Source organism: Burkholderia alba, assembly GCF_034721475.1.
Taxonomy (GTDB): domain Bacteria; phylum Pseudomonadota; class Gammaproteobacteria; order Burkholderiales; family Burkholderiaceae; genus Burkholderia; species Burkholderia alba.
Window position 1 is genome coordinate 270,926 of sequence record NZ_JAWJWL010000004.1, and the last position, 26,915, is coordinate 297,840.

Sequence of the window (26,915 nt, forward strand, 5' to 3'; positions counted from 1 at the left end):
AATGCCTGAGCGCGCCGTTACCATCGACGCGGCCTGGCAATGCCATCTGGACGACCCGATCGGCTCCTCGAAGGAAGGAAAACAGGCGGACCTCGTGATCCTCGAGGAAGATCCCCTTGAAGGGAACGCCGGGAATCCTTATCGACTGCGCGATATCCCGGTCATGGAAACGTGGGTCAGTGGACACAGGGTCTACGCTGCGTCAGGAAGCGCAACCCAGTCAACCGTCACGCTTCGTCACGAGGCCCCCTCGATGCGAGCGTTCCCATCGCATCGAGGGCATGCCACGGTTGAGCAAGTCCGTTTGCCGCCGCCGCGCGGCGCGGCGCGCCGATCGCTCGTTTCGGAAACCGGCGATCCGCGATCGCCTTCGACGGAAACCGCGATACTCGTCAAACACGTACGCGATTGATCGCACGACCAGGCAATGCTGGACCGCATGCCGACTGCAACTGGAAGGTAAAGCCTGGCCGGGCTGACGGTATCGGGTTCGATGCGTTCCTCGAGACCCTCCTCGGTCGCGCAAGTGCTCCGCACAAGAGGTATCGCCGAATCGCGGCGCACGTTCCCTGCAGATAGACCTCGGACTCCCGATCCCGACTCGAATGGCAGTGCCCGTCAGCCGATACGATATCGTCGCGGACGAACGTACCGGCGGCTATCCCGCCCCGACTTACTCCCCCGGCTTCCTCCTCTGCGTATTCAGGATGCGTGCAATCGCCGAACGCAGCTTGTCGCTCGGCACCGGCTTGTGCAGCAGCACGAACCCGCCGCGCCGCGACGGGCCGGGCCGGCGCGCGGTGGTGTCACCCGTGATCAGCATCGCGGGAATCGCCGCGTTGTACTCGTCGCGAAGCAGTGCGATCGCATTGATCCCGTTCTCGTCGCCATGCAGGTGCAGATCGCAGATCAGCAGTGTCGGGCAGACGCCGCGCGACGCGAGGAGCGCGATCGCCTCGTCGGCCGACGAGGCCGCGACGACCCCGTAGCCCCATCGCGCCAGCAGCATCGACATCCCAGCGCGGATCGCCCCCTCATCGTCGATCACGACCACGAGGTGCGCCGCCGCCCCCGTTTCATCGACGGTCATCTCGTCGGGCGCGGCAGCGGGCGGCTGAGCGGCCTCGGCCACCCTCGCCAGCCTGAGTTCGAAACACGAACCCTGGCCAGGCGTGGAGCGCAGCGTGAGCGGACAATCGAGCAGCCCCGCGAGACGTCGCACGATCGCGAGTCCGAGACCCACACCCTGTTCGTACCCGTGGTCACGATGGCTCAACTGGTAGTAGTCGTCGAACACGCGGCTCTGCTGGTCGGCCGGAATGCCACGCCCCGTGTCGATGACTTGCAGGCGCACGTGCGTGAGCGTGCGCCTGCAGCCGACGACGATGCGCCCCGCGTCGGTATAGCGCACCGCATTCGACAGCAGGTTGCGCACGATGCGCTCGACCAGCAGCGGATCGGAGTCGACCACCACGTCGCTGGGCACATACGACAGTTGCAGCCCTTTCGCATGCGCATCCCCGACGACGTCGCGACACACGCGCTCCAGCACTGCGCCGATGGCAAAGGGCCGGCGATGCACTGGCACGACACCCGCGTCCAGGCGCGAGATGTCGAGGATCGCGGTAAACAGCTCGTCCATCGCGTTGACGGACTGGTCGATGCGTTCGACGAGCAACGCGCCGTCGGCGGACATCGGCACGTGCCGCAATGCGCCGACAAACAGGCTCAGAGCGTGAACGGGCTGACGGAGATCATGGCTCGCGGTCGCGAGAAAATGCGATTTGACCTGCACGGCCTCCGTGGCGAGATCCTTCTGTTGCCGGAAACGCTCGGCTAGCTGCGCGGCCTGCTGGCGTTGTTGCTCGGCGATCCGTTGCGCGCGGATCAGTTGGAGCTGGATCTCGATCTGGTCGCGAAACGCCTCCACCAGCCGGACGTACCGCTCGGAGTAAGCATTCTCCTTGCAGTCGAGCACGCAGATGGTGCCGAACGTCGTGTTGTCGGGCCAGCGGATCGGCAGCCCGAGGTACGAGACCATGTTCACGCGGATGTCCGGATTGTCCCGCCAGCGCTCCGACTCTCGTGCGTCCGGTACGACCAGCGAGCGACCGCTCGCGATCACGGCTTCGCAATAGAGCCCGGAGCCCGGCAATTCCGCCGACTCGCCCGGATAGTAAGGATTGCCTTCTGTCCGGCTCGACACCAGCACCTGGATGTCGCTCCCGACTTGGCGCATGATCAGTCCGGCCGGCACGCCGACGAGTTCCGCCATCAGGTCGACGAGACGCTGCCATCGCGCTATCACGTCGGCGGCAAGGTCGAACGGCACGGCCGGCGACGTCGAGGCCGATGCTTCGGGCGATGCGTCGGCGCGCGTCATGCGTGGGCTCCTCGGGCGTTGCGGCGGAAATCGAAAATCTAGGCGATTCGCGCCCGCATGGCAATCCCCGTCTGGCACGATGCTGCGTCAAGGGCCAGTGCGGCCGATACGCGGCCGCAGCGCCGCAGGCGAACGTGTCAGATGAGGCCCGCCCTCCTTCCGGCCACCGCCGCCTGGGTGCGGTTGATCACGTTCAGCGCCCTGAAGATCGCGGTGACATGCGCGTTGACGGTCTTTTCGGACACGCCGGGCTTGTCGGCGATGGCTTTGTCCGGCGCGCCTTGCGCGAGATGGCGCAGCACTTCGATCTGGCGTTGCGTCAACGTCGAGCCTCGTGCAGCGGGGCCGCCGTCCATCTGCTGCAGCGTCGGGTGGGAGAGCACGAGCGGCGGCACGTAGCGCTCGCCGTCGAGCGCGATCCTGATGGCGGACAGCAGCGTGTGCGGACTGGCGGATTTCGGCACGAACCCCATCGCACCTTGCGCGAATGCGCTGCGCACGGCCCCCGGATCCTCCGACGACGAAAACATGATAACGGGGAGCCGGGGACGCCGCTGCGCGAACCCGGCGAGCGCGTCGAGCCCGTTCATGCCCTGCAGCTTGATTCTTCCGATGAAAACGGCAGCACAGTCACGCGAATCCATCGCACGCGGCTCGCCACAAAATATTCTGGTTCCCCTGCGTTACGACGACGCAGACTCACACAGGAGCAACGATGATGAAGTCGAAGAAAGAGCAACTTAGCCGTCGCGCGAAAGTGGTCGAACTCATCAAGCGCCAGCCCGGAATCACATCCGCGGAGATCGCAGAAAAACTCGGACTCGATAGTTCCACCAAGGTCTCAACTTCCATATGGCCAGAAGTGAAGTCTGGTCGAGTACTTGTTGAGCGCATCAGTCGCAACGGCAAAACGATGAATTCGCACTATCTGCCAGACCAGGTACCACCCGATGCTGTTGAACGCGTACAACAAAAGATCGTCGATGCGAGCAGCGTCATCCCTATCGCAAAGTCGTCTGATACTCGAAGTAGCGTGTTCGACAACAAGCCACGGAGAACACTGAGGAAGCTAGGCGCCACAAAACATTTACCCCACGGACAGCCATCTACCGTCAGCGCCGTCACTTCGTCCCTGCAAATTGGGCCTGTTGGCTTCGCCTGCGCGGTAACCCATGACGGGAGGCTTGTTCTGATACGCGAAGGCCAAATCCAATTCTCACTGACGGACTATGAGGCGACGATGCTGCAAAGCTACCTGGTTAAGCGCGCCGCCGCCAACTTCTTCGTCAGTATGGCTTGAGGTACGGCCGGCGGTCGGAGCGCCGGCTCTTTCTGAAATATCAAAGACGTTTCGTCCACTTCGATTCTCTGCCGCGCTAGTTCCAGTAACACGTTGCTGAGCTGCTCCCAAGTGATCCCCGGCGTTCCGTCGATGCGCCGCGGCGCCTTGAGGCCGAGCGCGCACTCGCCCCATCGAGCAATCAGGTCGGTGCTCGAGCACCCGGAGCAGATAGTTTTTTTGTCATCTTCTTCGTTACTGCGGTTGCGCAGATCGCCTGGGCCGTTGGCCGCATCGATCCATCGCCCCACTCTTTGCGCGCCGATTTCTCGCAAGATGCGTCACGCGCTTTCTTCCACTTCGCAATCCGAGCCTCGATCGACATCTTGCGATCCGGATGCTCACTGACCTGCTTGTCGACGACCTCTTGCAACTCACGCTCGGCGACAATCTGGTCGCGCCATGCGCAAAAATTCATGCTCGTCTGGGTCGAATCGCAGTCGGCGAGCAACGCACTGACCTCGCTCGCCGGCAGCCCGCTGCGCGCCGAAATCTCTTGCGCCGGCGTCTGATCTGCCAATACGCTTGTCGACGCCAGCATGAGCAGGCCAAATACGAGCTTCTTCATTGAGCACCCTGTTGTCGGCGGAATGGAACGGTCTCAAGCCGGCGGCGGTTGACAAGGCCGTTCGATCGAACCGGAGCCAGGCGGCGACCGTTCGCGTCGCGCGGATGGATGTAGATACGCTGGTTCATGTGGGACACGACACCGGCATCGTTGTTCTGATTCGCGGCCTGAAGTGCCGCACGCGCGCCGGCGTCGCCAGCGTTATACGTATAGCTGACCAGCTCATCGAACTGGTCCTGCGTCAACTCGCGGGTTGTGACAACTCGGCGCACCGCGGCTTCGGCCCGGCTTACGCGGGTCGCGAGCTGCGCATTTACCTGCGTCGCGGTAACGGGTCGCACCAGTTCATCAGGCGTGCACGGACCAGTATGTGCGAGCGTGCCGACGCCGTAGGTACAGTTGTTTGCCTGATCGTTGTAGTACGCCATGACAGCATGCTCGCGTGTGCGCAGCGCGGTCCAACCCGCCTGGCTCAAACGCATGTTCTCGTTTGCCATTTGCCGCCCTCTCAAAGCGATGTTTTCATCCCACGACGGCCGCGTGGTCGTTGCACTTTATCATCAGTCGGGATCAGTCTTGTTTTCGCCTACGGATCACCGAAGCTTCACGTAACCGACAACGCTTTTCTACTAGATATCTTGCACACGGTTGGTCCCGGCAGAACGATCAGCGTCATGAGCTTCGCATCCTCGTCGCACTTCCGCCATCCGTCTCGCTTGCGATCAACCACAGGCCGACTCTTCAAACCTTAGTGCTGCAGACGGGATACAGCGCGTACAGGCTCGTGTTCTCGCTGATAGGTTTGTCGGGGCTCGACCGACTCGGGAAAAGGTAGCGACTATGACCGTTCAGCGCCCGAAACTTCGCAGTCACCTCGAGCGCCCGCTTCGATAGCAGCACGATGTGCGGCGAGCGCATCTTCATCTTCTCGGCCGGGATTCGCCACGCTTTCTTCTGCTCGTCGATTCCGGTCCATTCGGCGAACCGCAGTTCGCTCGTACGAACGAACATCAACGCCATGAACGGCAGGGCCAACTGGGTCTGGCAATCGCCCTCGTCTGTCGTCTTTCGCATCCACTCGAGCAGTTCAGCCTCGCTGACGCGCTTCATATGCACCACGGTGTGCGTCTTCAAAACGCTACGGAGATCGGGCGCCGAATCGTGCTCTGCCCGGCCCGTCGCAATCGCATACCGGAAGATCTGGCTGCACGCCTGGATCGCCTTGTTCGCCAGTTCAACAGCGTCGCGAGCCCGATCTTGCGCATGACTTCGAGCAGTTCCGGCGCTGAAATTTCAGCTATCGGCCGTGCTCCGAGCAACGGGAAAAGTTCCCGCTCGAGCAAGTTCATGACCCGCACCACGTGACGCTCGCTCCATGTCCCCTTCCGCTGCTCATGCCACGCCCTAGCGATCGGTTCAAACGAGTTCTCCCGATCCAGGCTGCGCTGCAATTTCACACGTTTCTTTTCGTGTGATGGGTCCAGCCCGCCGCGCAACTGCGCCTTGACCTCATCGCGCGCCTTCCGGGCTGCGAGCAACGTGACCGTCGGATAGACACCCAGCGCCATCCGATTCTCTTTGCCGCCGACACGGTACGTCAGGCTCCAGTACTTCGAGCCATCCGGCATGACCTCGAGATGCCTGCCCTGCTCGTCCGCCGGTTTGCGCACTTCTCGCGAAGCCCGGCTGCACGGACCGCGACATCCGTAAGAGGCATGGGGACGTGAGGCGCGCCCGTGCCCCAAAGCCGGAAAATTGCCCCCAACGATGCCCCGGGATTTTGTAGCGATCGATAAGAAGCGGTGGCCGACGTTAGCAGCAAAAAGCCCCGCCGGTCAAAGACAGGCGGGGCTTTCCGGTCAACCATAAAACTGCTTGGGGTATGGGTGGTGCGTGAGGCCGGACTCGAACCGGCACGGGATTGCTCCCGTCAGGACCTAAACCTGGTGCGTCTACCAATTTCGCCACTCACGCGCACGAGGTTTGCCGAACAGTTTACCGCGTCTCGCGCCACCGCGAGCCGCGGCCGTTCAGGGGATCGGCCGCCCTGCATGCGCTGCGGCCGCCCAAAAGCGCGAGCGCGAGATTCTAACCGATCTCCCCGCGCTTGTCTCCGGCGGCCGGCTTCAAATCCGCCACGATGCTAGAATTCCGCGCTACCCCCACGGCGGCGCGGCCGCCCAACGCCGCCCAACGCCGCCCAACGCCGCACGACGGCCATCGCCTCACTCGCTCCAGATCCGTGAATTTCGACGACTATTGTCAGCAAAAAGCCGCGCCCCCCGGCTCCAGCGTCTACTACGCCCTGCGCCAGGCGCCGCTCGCCCGCCAACCGCTTCTGACCGCGCTGTTCGCATTGCGCCGCGAACTGGAGGAAACGGTCAAGGAAACCAGCGACCCGACGGTCGGCCACACGAAGCTCGCGTGGTGGCAGAAAGAACTGGCTGCGCTGACGGCCGGCCGGCCGTCGCATCCCGTCTCGAAAGCGCTCGCCGCGCACCACCCCGACATCGCCGCCGAAGCGGACACGCTGCAGACGCTCGTCGCCGGCTTCGGCATGGATCTCGAACAGGCCCGCTATCTGGATTTCGCGAACCTGCGCCGCTACCTCGATCAGGCCGGCGGCAGCTTCGCGACGCTCGTCGCGCGCGCCAGCGCGACGGATGCGGCGGCCGTTGCGGCCTGGCCGGTTGCGCTCGGCCACGCGCTGATGCTGGCTCAATTCATCCAGGATCTCGGCAACGACGCGCGCCACGGCCGCATCTACCTGCCGATCGACGAGCTGCAGCGCTACGACGTGACCGCCGCCGATCTGATCAACCGCCGCTACAGCCCCGCCTTCACCGCACTGATGCAATTCCAGACCTCGCGCGCGCGCGACGCGCTGAACGCGGCACTCGACGCGATCCCCGCTTCCGAACGCCGCGCGCAGCGCACACTTCGGGCGCTGGCCGCACTGGCGCACGCGCTGCTCGACGAAATCGAACGCGACGGCTTCCAGGTGCTGCACCAGCGGATCGCCCTCACGCCGATCCGCACGCTCTGGACCGCGTGGCGCGCCGCGCGAAAACGGTGATGGCGCGCGCTCGCGAGCCGGCTATCGGTTGATCCGCATCAGCGCCGCGCGCCGGTCCGCGACGGCGCTTACCGTCACGCACCCCGAGCCCGGCACATCCGCGTCGAGCGTGCGTCCGACGAATTCGTCATGGCGTGCGCCGTCGCGGTAACCGACCGGCGCATCCATCTTCACGACGAAGCCGCGCTTCGCCGCACACGTCGTCGCATGCCCCATGATCCATTCCGCCCAGCCTACGCTGGACGGGCGGATGTCCCCGGCACGCGCGTCGACATCGACCGCCCCCACCTTCGTCGTGACGTTGGTGACGAGATCGGTGATCGTGCCGGTCCAGGTCACCTGCCCCGCGCCATGCGGCGCGCGCGTCACGGTGAACCGATACGGATGTCCCGTCTGCCAGTCGTAATGGATCATGCAACTGGTGCCGGCGCCACCGTCGGCGCCGCCGTGGCAGGAAGCGGCACCCGCCGACGTGCCCGCGCCGAAGAAACTGAACAGCGCACGCCGCCCGTCGGTCTTGCCCATGTTCTGCGGCTGCAGTCCCATGTAAAACACCTTGCCGCCCGCGAGACTCGTCTGCAGCGCCCAGAACCAGCGCGTCGACGGCCCTTCGCTGAAATCCAGGACGTTGACATCCCACTCGAGCCGGTCGAATGCAGGCGCGCCGGCGGACGCGGCGAACGTCGCCGTCGGCGTGCGGGCCTGCGCACCCGGCGCGGCGGCCAGCACGCCCCCGATCAGCAGTACCGCCATGCCCATCAGGCGCGCGAGGCCGCCTGTCGATGCCCCCCACGCCCCGGAAAACCCGGCCGCGAACCCCGTGCCGCGCACCGCCGGGGACCGCTCGCGCTCTTGCCGCATGGCCGTCATGCGCGCAGCAGCGGCAGCGGCTCGAAGCGCTGCTGCAGCACGCCGGTCGCGTCGAGCCCCCACCACGGCCCCAGCACGGTCGCATAGATGCGCCGGAAATCCACGGCGACCGGCAGGTTGCCGTTGCCGTCGAGCTGTCCGAGCCCGGGCGGTGCGCCGTACAGGCCGCCGCGCACGCGTCCGCCCATCACGAAATGCGGCGCGGCCGTGCCGTGATCGGTGCCGTTGCTCTGGTTCTCCCGTACCCGGCGCCCGAACTCCGCGTAGGTCATCACGAACGTATCGTTCCAGCGGCCCAGCTCGATCAGCGCCGAACGCATCGCGACCAGCCCCTCCGACAGCTGCTTCAGCAACGCGGCCTGCTGGCCGGGCTGGTTCTGGTGCGTGTCGAAGCCGTTCAGCGTGAGACGCAGCACCGCGACGCCCTGTCCCGCCGCGGGCGTGTGCTGCGGCGTATCGCACGCGGCCAGCACCTGCATCGCGGTCTTGACCGACGTGCCGAACGAACCGGCGGGAAACGCGGTCTTGAACGCGATCATGCCGTCGCGCGGCCGCAGCCGGTCGGCGGCCTTCACGATGTCGTTCTCGACGTCGATGATGTGCGCGAGCGCGGGATTCTGCTCGCGCAGCGACACGGGCTCCGCGAGCCGCGCCGCGCGAATGAACTGCGCGGGATTGACCAGCGCGATCGCGCGCGAGCCGTTCGCGAGCGGTCCCATCTCCGCGCTGCCGAGCACCACGCCGTCCGCCGCGAAACCCGCCGGTACCGGCGCCTGCGCGAACGCGCGCGTGAGCCATCCCTCACGCAGGTATTCATCGGAACGCGACGCGGTGTCCCAGATCTCGATCGATCGGAAGTGCGACAGGTTCGGCTGCGGATAACCGACGCCCTGCACGATCGCAAGCTGGTGCGCCTGCCACATCGGCATGAGCGGCGCGAGCGCCGGATGCAGCGCCGTGCGCTCGTCGATCTGGATCACCTGCTCACGCTTGATGCCGATGTTCTTGCGCATCGCGTAGTACGCCGGATCCGCATACGGAATCACCGTATTGAGTCCATCGTTGCCGCCCTTCAGCTCGACAAGGATCAGCACGTTCGAGTAGTTCGCCGCGCCGTGCGCAACGGCGCCGGCGGTCGAGGCGGCGAATGCGCGCGGCATCCACAACGAGACGCCCGCCGCCCCCGCAAGGCTCGTCAGAGCCAGAAATTCGCGTCGTTTCATGCTGCTTTCCTTGCTTGCATTCGGCCGGGAAGTCGCACGCGCCCCGCCTCCCGCGCCATCATTTCAACTGGTAGACCGGATCCATCAGCAGTGCTTGCAGATACGCGCTGCTGGTCGACCCGGCCTCGATCGCGGCCACCGGCGTGAGCGGCAGTACCGCATGCTGCAACTGCAATTCCGTCGACAGACCCGGCTGCGCCTGCGGTTTGGTCCGAAAACCGCCGAGCCACGCATCGAGATCGAAACGCATGCCGCCCGGCATCGGCTTCGCGGCGACGCTCTGCGACGCCGGCCGGGGCGGCGGCCGCATCGTCGCCGCCTCGGTCGCGCGGAACAACTGCTCGACGAACTGCTTGCGCGCGAGCAGCGTCGAGCTGTTGATCCACGTCGCGCCGCCCGGCCAGCCTTTGACGTTCGGCGGATAGAACAGGTTCTCGCCGAGCGTGCGAATCGTATTGACGAACGTCTCCGGCGTGCCGTAGCCGACGCCGAACAGCCGCACCGTGCCGACCACGAATTCCGTCGGCGACTTCACCAGCACGCCCCGATAGCGATCGGTCCAGAACGCGTCGGACAGCAAGAGTGCCGACAGCGCCGCCTTGATGTCGTAGCCGCTTTCCCGGAATCGCACGGCGATCGGTTCGAGCTGGGCCGGGTCCGGCATATCGGAGATGAATTCGCGCCATAGCTTCGCGGTGACGAAGCGTGCGGTTTCCGGGCGTGCGAGCAGGATATCGAGCACCTGGTCGCCGTCGAACGGGCCGGTCTCGCCGAGTACGGTCTTCACGCCGTCGTCGTGAAGATTCGGATGCCAAACATAGGACACCGTGTCGGGATCGAGGCTCCAGCCGGTATACGCGCGCGCCGCCTCGGACACGTCGCGCTGCGAGTAATGCCCTTCGCCGAGCGTGAACAGCTCCATCACCTCCCGCGCGAAGTTCTCGTTCGGTCGCCCCTTGCGATTGCTCGCGCCGTCGAGGTACTGGAGCATCGCGGGATCCTTCGCGACGCCGTGCAGCAGCACGCCGAAGCGGCCGAGCGCCTCGCTGCGCAGCAATGCGTTCTGCGCGGCCATGCTCTGGGGATAAGGCACCTTGTCCTGGCCCGACGTGAAGTGGTTGTGCCAGAACAGCGTCATCCGCTCCGTCAGCGGCGACGGCGTGACGAGCATCTCGCGCACCCACCACGCGCGCAGCGCTTCGTAGCGCTGATTGCGCATCTGCTGCTCCGCACGCCGTTCGTCGGGCGTCCACGCCCCACGCACCGCGCGCGACGGCGGCACTTCGTTCACCCAGTCGAGCGGCGGCGTGACGGTCCGGGGACGCGCGCCGTTCAGCAGATCGGCGACCGCCTGCGCGCGCGTCATCCCGACATAGCGCGACACGTCGGCGGGCGGCGGGGAAAAACCGGTGCGGGTGAGCAGATAGCGCGCGTCGTCGGCGTCGAGGGAAGCCTGCGCGTCCGCGGACATCACGCTCGCCGATTGCGCCGAGGCATGCCCGGCCGTGCTCGAATGGCTCATCGTCAACCGCTCTCAGGAAGATGAAAGGGACGGACAGCCGGCCGTCGCTGGATCGCCCGGGTCCTGGCGGTTCAACGGCTCGCCGGACGGCGAAGTTGACGACGAAGTTGCTACGGAATCTTTCCGGCCGCCGGCCGCGATTTAACGTTTGCGGTCAGCGCTTGTACAGGTCGCGCACCGCGTCCTCGATATGCTGGCGCAGCAGGTGACGTTCTTCGGGTGTCATGTGGCCGTCACGGCGACGCTGTTCGAGATCGGATGGCACAGCGGAGCGGCCCGCGGGCTCGGATGCCCGGTCCGCTTGCATCTGGCGCTGCTGCGCCGGCTTGCCGCGCGGCGCCTTGTAAGGCTGCGCGCCTCTTTCCTGGCGCTGAGCACAAGCGAAGTTCGAGGCAAAGAAACCGGCGAACACGATCGTCAGCACGAATGCAATCGTCGTCGACCGCATCACTGTCCTCGCTTCTTTCGTCGTTTTGTTCCCTTCGTCACGCGGCAACCGGCTACCTCTGGCACTTGGACAAACCCTGCGGAAATCGGGTGTGCAAACTATGAAATGTTAAGTGGGGGGAGTATCTACCGAATCTCCGGCTTGAGTAAAGGAGTCTGTAGCGAGTGTCTTTACTCCGCACGGCTGCACGGGTAAATTTTGTAACTGACTGTAACCCGCGAAAAGTCGCAACCGCGTTCTTTTTCCTAATCGCGATAAGATGCCGCTCATGGAAACAAAAAACCCCTCAAAAGTTCTGGTCGTCGACGACGATCCGCGCCTCCGCGATCTGCTGCGCCGCTATCTCGGCGAGCAGGGTTTCAACGTCTACGTCGCCGAAAACGCGACGGCGATGAACAAGCTCTGGGTCCGCGAACGTTTCGACCTGCTCGTGCTCGACCTGATGCTGCCGGGCGAGGACGGCCTGTCGATCTGCCGCCGCCTGCGCGGCAGCAACGACCGCACGCCGATCATCATGCTGACCGCGAAGGGTGAGGATGTCGATCGTATCGTCGGTCTCGAAATGGGCGCGGACGACTATCTGCCGAAGCCGTTCAACCCGCGCGAGCTGGTCGCGCGCATCCACGCGGTGCTGCGCCGCCAGGCACCGGCCGAATTGCCGGGCGCGCCGTCGGAAACCACCGAGGTGTTCGAGTTCGGCGAGTTTTCGCTGAATCTCGCGACCCGCACCCTGACCAAATCCGGCCAGGAGATCCCGCTGACGACCGGCGAGTTCTCGGTGCTGAAGGTGTTCGCCCGCCATCCGCGCCAGCCGCTGTCGCGCGAAAAGCTGATGGAGCTCGCCCGCGGCCGCGAATACGAAGTGTTCGACCGCAGCCTCGACGTGCAGATCTCCCGCCTGCGCAAGCTGATCGAACCCGACCCGGGCAGCCCGCGCTTCATCCAGACCGTCTGGGGTCTCGGCTACGTGTTCATCCCCGACGGTGCGGCCTGATCTGACGTCACGCCCGCCTTTCCCGTCCGTCCATCCGGCTGTCCTATGCGTATCGACCGGCGCCTTCTGACGCTCGTCTTCGGCGGGCTCTTCTGGCGCACCTTCCTGCTGATCGCGCTGCTGATCGCGGTCAGTCTGGCCGCGTGGTTCCAGAGCTTTCGCGTGATCGAGCGCGAGCCGCGCGCGCAGCGCGTCGCGCTGCAGCTCGTCGCGATCGTGAAGCTCACGCGCACCGCGCTGCTCTACTCCGATCCCGATCTGCGCCGCGCGCTGCTGCAGGATCTCGAGAGCAACGAGGGCGTGCGCGTTTACCCGCGGGAGAAAACCGACAAGTTCAAGCTGCAGCCCGATGAATCGCTGAACCGCCTGATCGAGCACGACATCCGCAGCCGGCTCGGCGACGACACCGTGATCGCGCAGTCGGTCAACGACATCCCGGGCGTGTGGATCAGTTTCAAGATCGACGACGACGATTACTGGGTCGCGCTCGACCGCGATCAGCTCGACACCGTCACCGGCCTGCAATGGGCCGGCTGGGGGCTGTTCGCGCTCGCGCTGTCGCTGTTCGGCTCGGCGTTCATCACGAGTCTCGTGAACCAACCGTTCGCGCGGCTCTCCAGCGCCGCGCGCAAGCTGGGCTCGGGCCAGATCCCCGATGCGCTGCCCGAGCGCGGGATGGGGGTCGCGGCCGAGACCAATCGCAGCTTCAACCAGATGGTGCGCGATCTCGAACAGCTCGAGGCCGATCGGGCGCTGATGCTCGCGGGCATCTCCCACGACCTGCGCACGCCGCTCGCGCGGCTGCGGCTCGAAACCGAGATGAGCCCGTCCGACCAGGCGACCAAGGACGCGATGGTCGACGACATCGAACAGATGGACCGCATCATCGCTGCGTTCATCGACTACGCGCGCCCCGCGCAACGCACGCCGGAACCGGTCGACCTGTCGCTGATCGCCTACGAGGTCGCGGCGCGGATCGGCAACGAGGCCGACGTGCAGATCCGCACTCGCCTCGCCCCCGCCGCGGTCATCGAAGCGGACGAGACCGACATGCGCCGCGTGATCGGCAATCTCGTCGAGAACGCCCGCAAGTATGGTCAAAGCAAGGCGGACGGCGTCGCGCGGATCACCCTCGAAACCCGCCTCGCGCACGCGCGCGTCGAATTCGTCGTGCTCGACGAAGGTCCGGGCATCCCCGAGGATCAGTTGCCGCTCGTGATGCGGCCGTTCTATCGGGTCGACACCGCACGCAGCAAGGCGGACGGCACCGGGCTCGGGATGGCGATCGTGCTGCGGCTGGTCGGCCGCTACCGCGGCTCGCTGCGGCTGCGCAACCGCACCCCCGACGCGGGACTCGAAGTCATCCTCGACTTCCCCGGCAGCAAGCCGCGTGCGACCGCTTGACGCAAGGCCGCCCGCCGCCCGCGCGGGTTAGGCTATCGGCGTCTTTGAAAATAGCTATCGGACGCATTAGTCAAAATCTATTGAAATTATTATTTAATAGAGTTATAGTCTGCCCGGTGCTGTCATGGAAACGTTGCAGCAACGAGGTAGTTTGACCCTTAAGCCGTTCTTCCCAACACAACCAGGAGTATCCGCATGAAAACCGTGGGCGATAAACTCGAAGCTTTCACCGTTGCAGCCGCGAAGCCGGGCTTCAACCATCACGAAGAAAACGGTCAGTCGGCATTCGAGAACATCACCGAAGCGTCGTTCCCGGGCAAGTGGAAGGTCATCTATTTCTACCCGAAGGATTTCACGTTCGTGTGCCCGACGGAAATCGTCGAGTTCGCGAAGCTCGCGAAGCAGTTCGAAGAACGCGACGCCGTGCTGCTCGGCGGCAGCTCGGACAACGAATTCGTGAAGCTCGCATGGCGCCGTGAACACAAGGATCTCGACAAGCTGAACCACTACGCGTTCGGCGACGTCAAGGGCGAGCTGATCGACCAGCTCGGCGTGCGCGACAAGGAAGCCGGCGTCGCGCTGCGCGCCACGTTCATCGTCGATCCGGACAACACGATCCAGCACGTGTCGGTGAACAACCTGAACGTCGGCCGCAACCCGGACGAAATCCTGCGCATTCTCGACGGCCTGCAAACGGACGAACTCTGCCCGTGCAACCGCTCCGTCGGCGGCGCCACGCTGTAAGCGTCGGCAAGCATGGGAGCCCGCGGCGCACGTTCCGCCTGCGGGCTTTTTTAACGGCTCATCCATAGGGGATATCAATGGAATTCATCGACTCGATTAAAGCGCTCATTCCCGACTACGCGAAGGACATTCGCCTGAATCTCGACGGCACGATCTCGCGCTCGTCGCTGGACGGCACGGACGCGGTCGGCGCGGCGCTCGCGGCGGCATTCGCCGCGAAGAGCACGACGCTCGTCAACGCGATCCGCGAAGCGGGCGTGCTGTCGCCGGAAGAAACCCACGCGGCGCTGACCGCGGCGGCGCTGATGGGGATGAACAACGCCTGGTATCCGTTCGTGGAGATGGCCGACGACGCCGACCTCAAGACCCAGCGCGCCGAACTGCGGATGGGCGCGTATGCGTCGCACGGCGGCGTCGACAAGCGCAAGTTCGAGATGTATGCGCTCGCCGCGTCGATCGTCGGCAAGTGCCACTTCTGCGTGAAGTCGCACTATGCGCTGCTGAAGAACGAGCAAGGGATGACCGTCACGCAGCTGCGCGACGTCGGCCGCATCGCGTCGGTGATCAACGCCGCTGCGCAGGTACTCGCCGCCGAAGGCAAGTAAGCACGGCATCGGTTTCATCCGCCCCAAAAAAACGCCACGCGGCGATGCCGCGTGGCATTTTTGCGTCGAGGTCCGGGACGAATCGGACGGATGCGCGACTCGCCCGCGACGGCGCCCCCACCCGCGCCGGGCCGGTATTCAGGCCGTACGCACCAGCAGTGCCGCCGCCTGCGCCTCGATACCTTCGCCGCGGCCCAGATAGCCGAGCTTCTCGTTGGTCTTCGCCTTCACGTTCACCCGCTCGAGCGGCAGGCCGAGATCCGCCGCGATGTTGACCCGCATCCCCTCGATGTGCGGCGCGAGCTTCGGCGCCTGCGCGATCACCGTGCTGTCGACGTTCTGGATCGTGAAGCCCGCCTGCGCGACGCGCGCCGCGCATTCGCGCAGCAGCGCCCGGCTGTCGGCGCCCTTGAACGCCGCATCGGTATCCGAGAAGTGGCGGCCGATGTCGCCCAGCGCGGCGGCGCCGAACAGCGCGTCGGTGATCGCGTGCAGCAGCACGTCGGCATCCGAGTGGCCGAGCAGCCCGCGCTCGTAGGGGATCGTCACGCCGCCGATGATGAGCGGCCGCCCGGGAACGAGCTGGTGTACGTCGTAGCCTTGTCCGATTCTGAAATCCATGCGTAATCCGGTTCGTGTATGAGGAACGTGAAATCAGGAAGCGTTCGCGGGGCGCTCGAGAATGGCCTCCGCGAGCGCGAAGTCTTCCGGGTAGGTCACCTTGAAATTGCGCAGGCTGCCCTGCACGACGCGCGGCGCATGCCCCGCCCATTCGATCGCGCTCGCCTCGTCGGTCAGGTCGTGGCCCTCGCGCTGCGCGCCCTGGATCGCGTCGCGCAGCATGCCGATCCGGAACATCTGCGGCGTCTGCGCCTGCCAGAGGCCGTCGCGCGCTTCGGTGCGGGCGATCGCGTCGCCGCCCGCCGGCACCCGCTTGAGCGTGTCCGCGACCGGCAGCGCGACGATGCCGCCCACCCGGTCGTCCTTCAGTGCGCCGATCAGCGTGCGGATCAGCGCCGGCGTGATGCCGGGGCGCGCCGCGTCGTGCACCAGCACCCAGTCCTGGTCGGTGGCGCCGTAGTCGGCCAGCTCCAGCAGGCCGTTCAGCACCGACGCCTGGCGCGACGCGCCGCCGCAGCGGCGTACCGCGAAGCGCAGACCGGCGAAGCGGCGCGCGTCGAAATGCGCGTCGTCGGGCGAAATCACGACGAGCGTCTGCGCGAACTCGCTGCACGCGTCGAACGCGGCGAGCGTGTAATGCAGCAGCGCACGCCCGGCGAGCGTGCGGTACTGTTTCGGCAACGCGGAGCCGGAACGGCTGCCCGTGCCGGCGCAGGGAATCAGGGCAAAAAGTCGGGGAGTCACGAAAGCGAACGCCGGAAAGATGAAAACGAAGGACGGATTTTATAATAGCTCTTTCGCCTTGACCGGCCATACTGCGAATCCATCCGCCGAAGCCGCCCCCGAGGCGCACGCAACCCAGCCGCCTTATATGCCAGACAACGCCTCCCCCCAGTCGTCCCCCGTCGCGCTCGTCAAGCCCGGCCAGCGTTTCGCCTTCGACGGCGCGCACGGCTCCGCCGATGCGCTCGCCATCGCCCGGTATCTCGGCGCCCACCGCGAACAGGTGCCGCTCCTCGCCGTCATCTGCGCGAGCGCGGTCGACGCGCAGCGGCTCGCGCAGGAGATCCGCTATTTCGCGCCCGACGCGCGGGTGCGCCTGCTGCCCGACTGGGAAACGCTGCCTTACGATACGTTCTCGCCGCACCAGGATCTCGTCTCCGAGCGCCTTGCGACGCTGCACGATCTCGGCGAGGGCCGCTGCGACATCCTGCTGGTGCCCGCCACCACCGCGCTGTACCGCATGCCGCCCGCGTCGTTCATGGCCGCGTACACGTTCGCGTTCACGCAGGGCGAACGGCTCGACGAGGGGCGGCTGAAAGCGCAGCTGACGCTCGCCGGCTACGAGCACGTGAGCCAGGTGGTGCGGCCCGGCGAATATTGCGTGCGGGGTTCGCTGATCGACCTGTATCCGATGGGCTCGCCGCTGCCGTATCGGATCGACCTGTTCGACGACCAGGTCGACTCGATCCGCGCGTTCGATCCGGATACCCAGCGCAGCCTCTACCCGGTGCGCGACGTGCGCCTGCTGCCGGGCCGCGAATTCCCGTTCGACGAAGCCGCGCGCACCGCGTTTCGCAGCCGCTGGCGCGAGACCTTCGAGGGCGATCCGAGCCGCGCGCCGATCTACAAGGACATCGGCAACGGCGTGCCGTCGGCGGGCATCGAGTACTACCTGCCGCTCTTCTTCGAGGACACGGCCACCCTCTTCCACTATCTGCCGGCGCGCGCGCAGCTCGTCTTCACCGGCGATCTCGACACCGCGATCAGGCGCTTCACCGCGGACACCCGGCAGCGCTACAACTTCCTGTCGCACGACCGCGAGCGGCCGATCCTCGAACCGCAGCGGCTATTCCTGAGCGACGACGACTTCTACACGCTCGCGAAGCCGTTCGCCCGCGTCGTGCTGCCCGCGCAGCCGGCCGGCGGCTGGGCCGCGCCGCTGCCGACGCTCGCGCTCGACCGCCACGCGGACGATCCGCTCGCCGCGCTGCGCGGCTATCTCGACAGCACGCCGAACCGCGTGCTGTTCACCGTCGAGTCGGCCGGACGCCGCGAAACCATCGCGCAACTGCTCGGCGAGCATCGCCTGCGCGCGGTATCGAACGACAGCTTCGCCGCGTGGCTCGCGAGCGACGAGCGCTTCGCGCTCGGCGTCGCGCCGCTCGCCAACGGTTTCGCGATTCCCGGCGAAGGCTATGCGATCGTCACCGAGACCGAGCTGTACGGCGCGCTCGGCCGTCGCGCGGGGCGCCGCCGGCAGGAACAGGCGAGCAACGTCGACGCGATGGTCCGCGACCTGTCGGAGCTGAAGATCGGCGACCCGGTCGTGCATGCGCAGCACGGCATCGGCCGCTACATGGGCCTCGTGTCGATGGATCTCGGCGAAGGCGAAACCGAGTTCCTGCATCTCGAATATTCGGGCGACAGCAAGCTCTACGTGCCGGTCGCGCAATTGCACGTGATCTCGCGCTACAGCGGTGCCGACCCCGACAGCGCGCCGCTGCACGCGCTGGGCTCCGGGCAATGGGAACGGGCGAAACGCAAGGCCGCGCAGCAGATCCGCGACACCGCCGCCGAACTGCTGAACCTTTACGCGCGGCGCGCGGCCCGCGAGGGCCACGCGTTCCCGCTGGAACCGCGCGACTACGTGAAGTTCGCCGAAAGCTTCGGCTTCGAGGAAACCCCCGATCAGGCCGCGGCGATCGCCGCCGTGATCGGCGACATGACGAGCGGCAAGCCGATGGACCGGCTGGTTTGCGGCGACGTCGGTTTCGGCAAGACCGAGGTCGCGCTGCGCGCGGCCTTCATCGCGGTGATGGGCGGCAAGCAGGTCGCGCTGCTGTCGCCGACCACGCTGCTCGCCGAGCAGCACACGCAGACCTTCATCGACCGCTTCGCCGACTGGCCGGTGCGGATCGTCGAGCTGTCGCGCTTCAAGTCGGCCAAGGAAGTGAGCGCGGCGATCGCGCAAATCAACGAAGGCAGCGTCGACATCGTGATCGGCACCCACAAGCTGCTGTCGTCCGACGTGCAGTTCAAGCGGCTCGGTCTCGTCGTCATCGACGAGGAGCACCGGTTCGGCGTGCGCCAGAAGGAAACGCTGAAGGCGCTGCGTGCGGAAGTCGACGTGCTGACGCTGACCGCGACGCCGATCCCGCGCACGCTCGGCATGGCACTCGAAGGCCTGCGCGATTTCTCCGTGATCGCCACAGCGCCGCAGAAGCGGCTCGCGATCAAGACCTTCGTGCGGCGCGAGGAAGAAGGCGTGATCCGCGAGGCGATGCTGCGCGAGCTGAAGCGCGGCGGCCAGGTGTACTTCCTGCACAACGAAGTGGAAACCATCGACAACCGCCGCGCGATGCTCGAGGCGCTGGTGCCCGAAGCCCGCATCGCGATCGCGCACGGCCAGATGCACGAGCGCGAGCTGGAGCGGGTGATGCGCGACTTCGTCGCGCAGCGCGCGAACGTGCTGCTGTGCACGACCATCATCGAGACCGGCATCGACGTGCCGAGCGCGAACACGATCCTGATGCACCGCGCCGACAAGTTCGGCCTCGCCCAGCTGCACCAGCTGCGCGGCCGGGTCGGCCGCTCGCACCACCAGGCGTACGCATATCTGCTGGTGCACGATCCGCAGGCGCTGACGAAGCAGGCGCAGCGCCGGCTCGAGGCGATCCAGCAGATGGAGGAACTCGGCTCCGGCTTCTATCTCGCGATGCACGATCTCGAGATTCGCGGCACCGGCGAGGTGCTGGGCGACAAGCAGTCCGGCGAAATCCACGAGATCGGCTTCCAGCTGTACACCGAGATGCTGAACGACGCGGTGAAGGCGCTCAAGAACGGCAAGGAGCCCGATCTCACCGCGCCGCTCGCGGCCACCACCGAGATCAACCTGCACGCGCCCGCGATCCTGCCCGCGGATTTCTGCGGCGACGTCCAGGAGCGCCTGTCGCTCTACAAGCGTCTCGCGAACTGCGAGCACAGCGACGCGATCGACGGCATCCAGGAGGAACTGATCGACCGCTTCGGCAAACTGCCGCCGCAGGCGCATGCGCTCGTCGAGACGCACCGGCTCCGGCTCGCCGCGAAGCCGCTCGGGATCGTCAAGATCGACGCGAGCGAAGCGGCGATCGGCCTGCAGTTCATCCCGAATCCGCCGATCGACCCGATGCGCATCATCGAGATGGTGCAGAAGCACCGCCACGTGAAGCTCGCCGGGCAGGACAGGCTGCGGATCGAAACGCGCACGCCCGACCTGGCGATTCGCGTGTCCACCGTCAAGGAGACGCTGCGCGCGCTCGGCCAGCCCACCGCGCAGCGCGCGCCGGCCAGCAGATAGCACGGCTTCGCGCGCAGGAAATGTTGCATTGCATCGCAGCCCGCGGAAGCGGGCTGCGGCGTTTTTGAGTATGATTTTCCGATTGACCCGCCGGAGTTTCGCCATGTCCACCCTCGACGCAGCGGCCCCGCCCACTGCCCCTTCCGCTTCCGCCCTCGTCAGCCTGCCCTGGGTCGAGCGCCTCGTTTCGATGGATACGACGAGCCGCGTGCCGAATCTCGGCCTGATCGAGACCGTGCGCGACGCCCTCGCGGCACGCGGGATCGAATCGACACTCACGCATGATCCTCGTGAAGGCTGGGCCAACCTGTTCGCCACCGTGCCCGCGCACGACGGCGCGACCGACGGCGGCATCGTGCTGTCGGGCCACACCGACGTCGTGCCGGTCGACGGCCAGCAGTGGGACAGCGATCCGTTCCGGCCGGTCGTGCGCGACGGCAAGCTGTTCGGCCGCGGCACCTGCGACATGAAGGGCTTCATCGGCGCGGCGCTCGCGCTGCTGCCCGAGATGCAGGCGGCCAGGCTCGCGAAGCCGATCCACTTCGCGCTGTCCTACGACGAGGAAATCGGCTGCGCCGGCGCGCCGCTCCTGATCGCCGATCTGCAGAAGCGCGGCTTCAGTCCGACCGGCTGCATCGTCGGCGAACCCACCAGCATGCGGCCCATCATCGCGCACAAGGGCATCAACACCTACCGCTGCTGCGTGCGCGGCCATGCCGCGCATTCGTCGCTGACGCCGAAGGGCCTGAACGCGATCGAGTACGCCGCGCGCCTCATCTGCCATATCCGCGATATCGCCGACCAGTTCCGCGCGAACGGGCCGTTCGACGCGCTGTACGACGTGCCGTTCACGACCGCGCAAACCAGCCTGATCCAGGGCGGCAACGCGATCAACACCGTGCCGGCCGAATGCCATTTCTCGTTCGAATTCCGCAATCTGCCGACGCTCGACCCCGAGCAGATCTTCGCGCGCATCGACGCTTATGCGCGCGAGACGCTGCTGCCGCAGATGCAGCGCGAGCACCCGAGCGCATCGATCGAGTTCTCCAAAATCGCGGCGGCGCCGGGGCTCGACGCGACCGAGCAGGCGGCGATCACGCAGCTCGTGCGCGCGCTCACCGGCGACCAGGAAAAGCGCAAGGTCGCCTACGGCACGGAGGCGGGCCTGTTCGCGCTCGCGGGCATCCCGAGCGTCGTCTGCGGCCCCGGCAACATCGAGCAGGCGCACAAGCCGAACGAGTACGTGGCGCTCGAACAACTCGCCGCCTGCGAGCGCTTCCTGCGCAAGTTCGTCCACAGCATGACGCTCGCCTGAATCCGCGACGACGGACGCACCGCCGCGCCGGGCAACCGGCGCCATCGTCACCCACACGCGTATGGCCATGTCGACCTCACAACAGAGCACCGCTCATCCCGCGATCAACGGCGAGCCGATCCCGACGCTCGATGCCATTGCCGCCCAGCATTTCGCGCTCACGCCGTGGGTGACGCGCACCCCCGTGTTCGAACGCGCCGGCCTGCCGTCGCTCGACAACACGCACGTCAATTTCAAGTTCGAATTGCTGCAGGCGAGCGGCAGCTTCAAGGCGCGCGGCGCCTTCGCCAATCTGCTCGCGCTCGACGAGGGCCGCAAGAGCGTGGGCGTCACCTGCGTGTCGGCCGGCAATCACGCGGCGGCCGTCGCCTATGCGGCGATGCGCCTCGGTACCAGCGCGAAGGTCGTGATGCTCCACAGCGCGAGCGCCGCGCGCATCGCGCTATGCCGCCAGTACCGCGCCGAAGTCGTGCTGGCAAGCAGCGCCGACGCGTTCGACGTCGTGCGGCGCATCGAGGCGGAGGAAGGCCGCTTCTTCGTGCATCCGTTCAGCGGCTATCGCACGATTCTCGGCACGGCGACGCTGGGCTACGAGTGGGCGACCCAGACGCCCGACCTCGACGCGGTGATCCTGCCGATCGGCGGCGGCGGACTCGCGGCGGGCGTGTCGACCGCGCTGCGGCTCGCCAATCCGCGCGTGCACGTGTACGGCGTCGAACCCGAAGGCGCGGACGTGATGAACCGCAGCTTCGCGGCGAACCACACGGTCAAGATGGGAACGATGCACACCATCGCCGATTCGCTGACCGCGCCCCACACCGAGGAATACAGCTACGAACTGTGCCGCCGCCACATCGACCGGCTCGTCACGGTGTCCGACGACGAACTGCGCGCGGCCATGCTGTATCTGTTCACCTATCTGAAGATCGCGGTCGAACCCGCGTGCGCGGCCGCGACCGCGGCGCTGCTCGGCCCGCTGCGCGAAACCCTGCAGGGCAAGCGGGTCGGCGTGCTGCTGTCCGGCACGAACACCGACCCCGTCACGCTCGCCACGCATCTCGAACACGCGCGCCTGCATCGCTGAACGGCGCGCGGCGACAGTTATCCCCAGTTTGTGTTGATGAGGATGTGGACAACCGCCTGACAAGCCCGTTAACCTGTTGACGCACCAAGGATTTCATCGAGCGATGCAAAACGTGTCGCGGCCCCGGCCGCCGTCCGTTTCCCGACCGGAGGATGCATGAGTCGATTCCTGCCCGCTGCCGTCTGGGCACTGCTGGCCTGTACGCTGGGCATCGCGTTCTGGAACCTGCGCGGCACGCCGCCCGGCCGCGAATGGCTCGATCATCCGGGGAGCTTCATCGCGCTCTCGCTCGCGCTCGCCTTCATCCTCGGCAGCGAGATCGGCAAGGCCTATGCGCGCTTGCGGCGCGGCGGCTTCGGCCCGAAGCCGATGCTGTCGCTGCTGTACGTGACCCTGCTCGCGTGGGCCTGCGGCCTCGGCTATCAGCGCATCGTCGGCGCGCAGAACGTGGCCATCGGCGAACAGCTCGGCACGCTCTGGATCGCGCTGTTCGCGTCGCTCGCGCTGCTCGGAACCGGATACGGGCGGCTCGAACACCTGTCGCAGCGCCGCGAAGTCGCGCGTTAGCGGCTTCGCGGCAGACGCGATCGACTCTCGAGCGCCGCGCATACGCGGCGCCGCATCGGCGCGCACGCATGGCCGCACGCGGAATCGGATGCCGATCCGGCCGCGAACGGCCGACCACCCGCGCATCGTCACGACATCCGCCGTGGCGAACCACCGCAACCGCACGCCCCGGTTATCCCCAGTTTCTGTTGAAAGTCCTGTTGATAAGTCCGGGGCAGCGAAGCTAAGTCACTGATCCGCCTCGGTTCGTCTGCCGTGTCGCGCCCGGGTGCATCGCGTCGTCCCCGTCGCGCGTCGCCGCACACGGTCGACGTTATGCACAGCGTGTGTTGACAGCCTTGTTGATAAGCCGCCTGACAAACGGCCAAGCCCTTGAATGCGCGGCGTTTTGCGCCGACGCCTCGCAACAGGCGCCGCGCGGGTTCCGGTCCGCACGCGTGTCCCGCATGCGTCCGGCATTCCAGACAGCTTGGAATCCGTCCGCCGCCGTGACACACTCGCGAGCGCCGCCCGCCATCGTCGGGCCAACTCGATTCGCCTCCCGCGAGACTCCCGCCATGCGCGCCCTGTTGATCAGCACCCTGTTCGGCGTCGCCCTGCTGTCCGGCTGCGCGGCCACGACGTTCCCGAGCGCGGGCGATTCGCCGTTCTGCACGCAAGCGGGCGGCAGCCGCGAATGGCAGGCGGATCTGCTGTTCGGCCGTGACATCAAGGGCCACGGCCCCGTGACCGATGCCGAGCGCGCGGCCTTCCTCGCCGACGTCGTCACGCCGCGCTTCCCGGACGGGCTCACGTACTGGGACACCCACGGCCAATGGCGCGACCGCGCGACCGGCGCCATCACGAAGGAGGACAGCTTCGTGATCCGCATCGCCGCCGCCGATACGCCCGCCACGCTCGCGCATCTCGCCGAGATCCGGCATGCGTACACCGAACGCTTCCATCAGGAATCGGTCGGCCTGCTGCTCTCGCCCATCTGCGCCTCGTTCTGAGCCGGCGCGACGCATCGGCCCGCCTCTAGCGCCGCACAAGCGTGCGGCGGGAACGACGCGCTGCACGCGTGCGCGCGGCGAGACCGGCGCCGTAGCGCGTCCGGCAGCTCGCGGCCGGCCCGCGCATGCAGCAGGCCTTCCTGCCGAGGCATCGACGCTCGGGCGCGGCGCCCGCATGCCGCTCGACGCAGCCGCATGAATGGCTGTTACGCCCACCGGCCCGTGCCTGCCCGCGTCGCGCAGGCAAAAAAACGGGCGCCCGCAGGCGCCCGTCGCGTCGACCATCCGTTACCGCGTCATGGCTTGTTGCTCTCGAACATATCCATGATCTGCTGCTTCTCCTGCTGCGTCACGGGCGGCGGCGTCAGGCCCGCCGAGCCCGCCGAGCCGAGCGCATCGTTCGCGCTGATCGGGTTGGCCGCCACATTGATGTCGACGAACGGCACGAAACCGTTGCCCGGCGTGCGGTCGGCGAAATACAGCTCGCCGTCGATCGTCGTCAGGCCGTCGGGCATCGGCATCTGCTGCTCCGGTACGCCATGCAGCGCGGTGCGCATGTAGTTGACCCAGATCGGCAGCGCGAGCTGTGCGCCGAACTCGCGGCTGCCGAGGCTCTTCGGCTGGTCGAAGCCCATCCACGCGACCGCGACGAGCGTCGGCTGGTAGCCGGCGAACCAGCCGTCCTTCGCGTCGTTGGTCGTCCCCGTCTTGCCCTGCAGATCGCCGCGGCCGAGCGCGTTGGTGCCGGCCCCGGTGCCCGCCGTCGCGACGGTGTGCAGCAGGCTGTTCATCACGTACGCATTGCGCGCGTCGACCGTGCGTTGCGCGTTGGCGCCCGCCGTCACCGGCTGCGCCTTCTGCAAGACCTGGCCGCGCGCGTCGTCGACTTCCGCGATCAGGTACGGATCGACCTTGTAGCCGCCGTTCGCGAACACCGCGTAGCCGGTCGCCAGTTGCAGCGGCGTGACGAGCCCGGCGCCGAGCGCCATCGGCAGATACGGCGGCGTCTTCGCGGGATCGAAGCCGAAACGCTGCGTCACGTAGTCCTGCGCGTACTTCGTGCCGATCGACGCGAGGATCCGGATCGACACCAGGTTCTTCGAGCGCTGCAGCGCGGTGCGCATCGGCATCGGGCCATCGGGCTGATCGTCGTCCTTCGGCTCCCACGCGGTGCCGCCCGGCACGCTCGGCGGGAAATAGAGCGGCGCGTCGTTGATGACGGTCGCCGGCCCGAGCCCCTTTTCCAGCGACGCCGAGTAGATGAACGGCTTGAAGCTCGAACCCGGCTGGCGCCACGCCTGCGTGACGTGGTTGAACTTGCTCTTGTTGAAATCGAAGCCGCCGACGAGCGAGCGGATCGCGCCGTCCTGCGGCGCGATCGCGACCAGCGCGCCCTCGACCTGCGGCAACTGCACGATCTGCCACACGTCCTTCGCATCCTTCATCACGCGCACGATCGAGCCCGGCTTGAGCTTCAGCGCATCCGACGCGCGCGCGCCCAGCGACGACGCGACGAAGCGCAGGCCCGCGCCGTTGATCGACGCCGTCGCGCCGCCGACGAACTGCACCTGCACCGCGTTCGGCGCCACGCTCAGCACGACCGCCGACTGCAGGTCGCCGTTGTCCGGGTGATCGGCGAGCGCGTCGTCGATCGCCTCGTCGCGATCGTCGCCCGCCGGCGGCAGCGCGACGAAACCCTCCGGCCCGCGATAGCCGTGACGACGCTCGTAATCCATGATGCCGCGCCGCACCGCCTGATAAGCCGCTTCCTGGTCCGCCGCGTTGATGGTCGTCGTGACGGTCAGCCCGCGCGTATAGGTTTCATCCTTGTACTGCGCGTACATCATCTGACGCACCATTTCCGACACGTATTCGGCATGCACCGCGTACTGGTTGCCCGGCGTGCGCGTGTGGATCTCTTCCTTGATCGCCTCGTCGTATTGCGGCTGCGTGATGTAGCCGATCTCAAGCATCCGCTTCAGGATGTATTCCTGCCGCACCTTCGCGCGCTTCGGATTCACGACCGGGTTGTACGCGGACGGCGCCTTCGGCAACCCCGCGAGCATCGCCGCCTCCGCGAGCGTGATGTCCTTCAGATCCTTCCCGAAGTAGACGCGCGCCGCGGCCGCGAAGCCGTACGCGCGCTGGCCCAGATAGATCTGGTTCATGTACAGCTCGAGGATCTGGTCCTTCGTCAGCGCGCGCTCGATCTTGTACGCGAGCAGCATTTCATAGATCTTGCGCGTATAGGTCTTTTCGCTCGACAGGAAGAAGTTGCGCGCGACCTGCATCGTGATCGTGCTCGCGCCCTGCCGCGCGCCGCCGTGCATGAGGTCGGCCACGCCCGCGCGCAGGATGCCGAGAAAATCGACGCCGCCGTGATCGTAGAACCGGTAGTCCTCGATCGCGAGCACGGCTTTCTTCATCACGTCCGGGATGTCCTGGAAGCGCACCAGGCTGCGGCGCTCCTCGCCGAATTCGCCGATCAGCACGTGGTCGGCCGTGTACACCCGCAACGGCACCTTCGGCTGGTAGTTGGTCAGGGCGTCGAGCGACGGCAGTTGCGGGGCCATCACCACCATCGCGTAGCCGACGATCAGCGCGCCGACCACCGCCGCGATCACGAACAGCCCGGCAAACCACAGCGCGACCCGCGAGCCGAACGAACGGCCACCGCTGCTGCGCGCGCGGCGGTCGTCGCGGTCGTCATCGTCGTCGGTGTAATAAGCGCCGGATGGGGAGCGTCGTAACGAGTAGTTGTGTTCGTTCGTGGCGCGAGATGAAGGCGGTCGTTTGATAATTGGCATGTCGGAATGGC

Annotated in this window: 25 protein-coding genes, 1 tRNA gene and 1 pseudogene; 12 read left to right on the plus strand and 15 right to left on the minus strand. The window is 66.5% G+C overall.

Annotated elements, in window-relative coordinates; genetic code table 11:
- Position 1 precedes the first annotated feature (1 nt).
- Positions 2-412, plus strand: a complete 411-nt coding sequence (locus tag RZR99_RS06235) for an amidohydrolase family protein (RefSeq protein ID WP_323118870.1) — start codon at positions 2-4, stop codon at positions 410-412.
- A 261-nt stretch (positions 413-673) separates the two neighbouring features.
- Here the strand turns inward: RZR99_RS06235 and RZR99_RS06240 are convergent, their stop codons facing one another.
- Positions 674-2,383: a hybrid sensor histidine kinase/response regulator gene (locus RZR99_RS06240; RefSeq protein WP_323118871.1), complete on the minus strand. Its 1,710-nt coding sequence runs from the start codon at positions 2,381-2,383 to the stop codon at positions 674-676.
- Positions 2,384-2,520: 137 nt separating this feature from the next.
- Positions 2,521-3,027, minus strand: coding sequence for a response regulator transcription factor (locus tag RZR99_RS06245; RefSeq protein WP_323118872.1), 507 nt, complete (start codon positions 3,025-3,027; stop codon positions 2,521-2,523).
- Between the two features lie 71 nt (positions 3,028-3,098).
- On the opposite strand from RZR99_RS06245, the gene RZR99_RS06250 reads away from it, so the two are divergent.
- Positions 3,099-3,683: a winged helix-turn-helix domain-containing protein gene (locus RZR99_RS06250; protein ID WP_323118873.1), complete on the plus strand. Its 585-nt coding sequence runs from the start codon at positions 3,099-3,101 to the stop codon at positions 3,681-3,683.
- Between the two features lie 181 nt (positions 3,684-3,864).
- On the opposite strand, the gene RZR99_RS06255 is transcribed toward RZR99_RS06250, so the two are convergent.
- The 5 genes from RZR99_RS06255 to RZR99_RS06275 all read right to left on the minus strand — a co-directional run bounded on the left by RZR99_RS06255 (position 3,865) and on the right by RZR99_RS06275 (position 6,264).
- Positions 3,865-4,290 (minus strand): lysozyme inhibitor LprI family protein, encoded by a 426-nt coding sequence (locus tag RZR99_RS06255; RefSeq protein WP_323118874.1) that lies wholly within the window; start codon positions 4,288-4,290, stop codon positions 3,865-3,867.
- Entirely contained in the window at positions 4,287-4,787 is a 501-nt protein-coding gene (locus RZR99_RS06260) for a glycoside hydrolase family protein (protein WP_323118875.1), read from the minus strand. The genes RZR99_RS06255 and RZR99_RS06260 overlap by 4 nt, the downstream gene beginning before the upstream one ends.
- Before the next feature lie 244 nt (positions 4,788-5,031).
- Entirely contained in the window at positions 5,032-5,523 is a 492-nt protein-coding gene (locus RZR99_RS06265) for a tyrosine-type recombinase/integrase (protein ID WP_407655412.1), read from the minus strand.
- On the minus strand, positions 5,421-5,960 hold the full coding sequence (locus RZR99_RS06270) for a tyrosine-type recombinase/integrase (protein WP_323118877.1): 540 nt from the start codon (positions 5,958-5,960) through the stop codon (positions 5,421-5,423). The genes RZR99_RS06265 and RZR99_RS06270 overlap by 103 nt, the downstream gene beginning before the upstream one ends.
- 217 nt (positions 5,961-6,177) lie before the next feature.
- Positions 6,178-6,264: transfer RNA gene (locus RZR99_RS06275), tRNA-Leu, on the minus strand.
- Positions 6,265-6,532: 268 nt separating this feature from the next.
- Here RZR99_RS06275 and hpnD point away from each other — a divergent pair.
- A complete protein-coding gene (hpnD, locus tag RZR99_RS06280; RefSeq protein ID WP_323118878.1) occupies positions 6,533-7,366 on the plus strand; it encodes a presqualene diphosphate synthase HpnD in 834 nt (277 codons plus the stop codon).
- A 21-nt stretch (positions 7,367-7,387) separates the two neighbouring features.
- On the opposite strand, the gene RZR99_RS06285 is transcribed toward hpnD, so the two are convergent.
- The 5 genes and pseudogenes from RZR99_RS06285 to RZR99_RS06305 all read right to left on the minus strand — a co-directional run bounded on the left by RZR99_RS06285 (position 7,388) and on the right by RZR99_RS06305 (position 11,610).
- The gene (locus RZR99_RS06285) at positions 7,388-8,227 is read right to left on the minus strand and encodes a DUF3472 domain-containing protein (protein WP_323118879.1); all 840 of its coding nucleotides are present in this window, start codon (positions 8,225-8,227) and stop codon (positions 7,388-7,390) included.
- 5 nt (positions 8,228-8,232) lie between these two features.
- The gene (locus RZR99_RS06290; protein WP_323118880.1) at positions 8,233-9,459 is read right to left on the minus strand and encodes a DUF1501 domain-containing protein; all 1,227 of its coding nucleotides are present in this window, start codon (positions 9,457-9,459) and stop codon (positions 8,233-8,235) included.
- A 58-nt stretch (positions 9,460-9,517) separates the two neighbouring features.
- Positions 9,518-10,930 carry a DUF1800 domain-containing protein gene (locus tag RZR99_RS06295; RefSeq protein ID WP_323118946.1) on the minus strand — a complete coding sequence of 471 codons (1,413 nt, stop codon included), beginning with the start codon at positions 10,928-10,930 and terminating at the stop codon, positions 9,518-9,520.
- A 205-nt stretch (positions 10,931-11,135) separates the two neighbouring features.
- The gene (locus RZR99_RS06300) at positions 11,136-11,429 is read right to left on the minus strand and encodes a hypothetical protein (RefSeq protein WP_323118881.1); all 294 of its coding nucleotides are present in this window, start codon (positions 11,427-11,429) and stop codon (positions 11,136-11,138) included.
- Positions 11,429-11,610, minus strand: a pseudogene (locus RZR99_RS06305) (hypothetical protein). The gene RZR99_RS06300 and the pseudogene RZR99_RS06305 overlap by 1 nt, the downstream one beginning before the upstream one ends.
- Before the next feature lie 78 nt (positions 11,611-11,688).
- Between RZR99_RS06305 and ompR the strand changes: the two are divergent.
- The 4 genes from ompR to RZR99_RS06325 all read left to right on the plus strand — a co-directional run bounded on the left by ompR (position 11,689) and on the right by RZR99_RS06325 (position 15,176).
- Positions 11,689-12,423, plus strand: a complete 735-nt coding sequence (gene ompR, locus RZR99_RS06310) for an osmolarity response regulator transcription factor OmpR (protein WP_407655408.1) — start codon at positions 11,689-11,691, stop codon at positions 12,421-12,423.
- Positions 12,424-12,468: 45 nt separating this feature from the next.
- Positions 12,469-13,827, plus strand: a complete 1,359-nt coding sequence (locus RZR99_RS06315) for an ATP-binding protein (protein WP_323118883.1) — start codon at positions 12,469-12,471, stop codon at positions 13,825-13,827.
- Between the two features lie 195 nt (positions 13,828-14,022).
- Positions 14,023-14,571, plus strand: a complete 549-nt coding sequence (locus RZR99_RS06320) for a peroxiredoxin (protein ID WP_323118884.1) — start codon at positions 14,023-14,025, stop codon at positions 14,569-14,571.
- 77 nt (positions 14,572-14,648) lie between these two features.
- Entirely contained in the window at positions 14,649-15,176 is a 528-nt protein-coding gene (locus RZR99_RS06325) for a carboxymuconolactone decarboxylase family protein (protein WP_323118885.1), read from the plus strand.
- Between the two features lie 138 nt (positions 15,177-15,314).
- Here RZR99_RS06325 and ispF read toward each other — a convergent pair whose 3' ends face one another.
- Together ispF and ispD are read right to left on the minus strand one after the other, a co-directional pair.
- Entirely contained in the window at positions 15,315-15,797 is a 483-nt protein-coding gene (ispF, locus tag RZR99_RS06330; RefSeq protein ID WP_323118886.1) for a 2-C-methyl-D-erythritol 2,4-cyclodiphosphate synthase, read from the minus strand.
- Between the two features lie 33 nt (positions 15,798-15,830).
- A complete protein-coding gene (gene ispD, locus RZR99_RS06335) occupies positions 15,831-16,541 on the minus strand; it encodes a 2-C-methyl-D-erythritol 4-phosphate cytidylyltransferase (RefSeq protein ID WP_323118887.1) in 711 nt (236 codons plus the stop codon).
- Between the two features lie 19 nt (positions 16,542-16,560).
- Between ispD and mfd the strand changes: the two genes are divergently transcribed.
- The 5 genes from mfd to RZR99_RS06360 all read left to right on the plus strand — a co-directional run bounded on the left by mfd (position 16,561) and on the right by RZR99_RS06360 (position 24,097).
- Positions 16,561-20,139 carry a transcription-repair coupling factor gene (gene mfd, locus RZR99_RS06340; protein ID WP_323118888.1) on the plus strand — a complete coding sequence of 1,193 codons (3,579 nt, stop codon included), beginning with the start codon at positions 16,561-16,563 and terminating at the stop codon, positions 20,137-20,139.
- A gap of 103 nt (positions 20,140-20,242) precedes the next feature.
- Positions 20,243-21,454, plus strand: coding sequence for an acetylornithine deacetylase (argE, locus tag RZR99_RS06345; RefSeq protein ID WP_323118889.1), 1,212 nt, complete (start codon positions 20,243-20,245; stop codon positions 21,452-21,454).
- A gap of 67 nt (positions 21,455-21,521) precedes the next feature.
- On the plus strand, positions 21,522-22,538 hold the full coding sequence (locus RZR99_RS06350; protein WP_323118890.1) for a threonine/serine dehydratase: 1,017 nt from the start codon (positions 21,522-21,524) through the stop codon (positions 22,536-22,538).
- 156 nt (positions 22,539-22,694) lie between these two features.
- Entirely contained in the window at positions 22,695-23,105 is a 411-nt protein-coding gene (locus RZR99_RS06355; protein WP_323118891.1) for a hypothetical protein, read from the plus strand.
- A gap of 557 nt (positions 23,106-23,662) precedes the next feature.
- A complete protein-coding gene (locus RZR99_RS06360) occupies positions 23,663-24,097 on the plus strand; it encodes a DUF3574 domain-containing protein (RefSeq protein ID WP_323118892.1) in 435 nt (144 codons plus the stop codon).
- Positions 24,098-24,393: 296 nt separating this feature from the next.
- On the opposite strand, the gene RZR99_RS06365 is transcribed toward RZR99_RS06360, so the two are convergent.
- The gene (locus RZR99_RS06365; protein WP_323118893.1) at positions 24,394-26,904 is read right to left on the minus strand and encodes a penicillin-binding protein 1A; all 2,511 of its coding nucleotides are present in this window, start codon (positions 26,902-26,904) and stop codon (positions 24,394-24,396) included.
- Positions 26,905-26,915 lie beyond the last annotated feature (11 nt).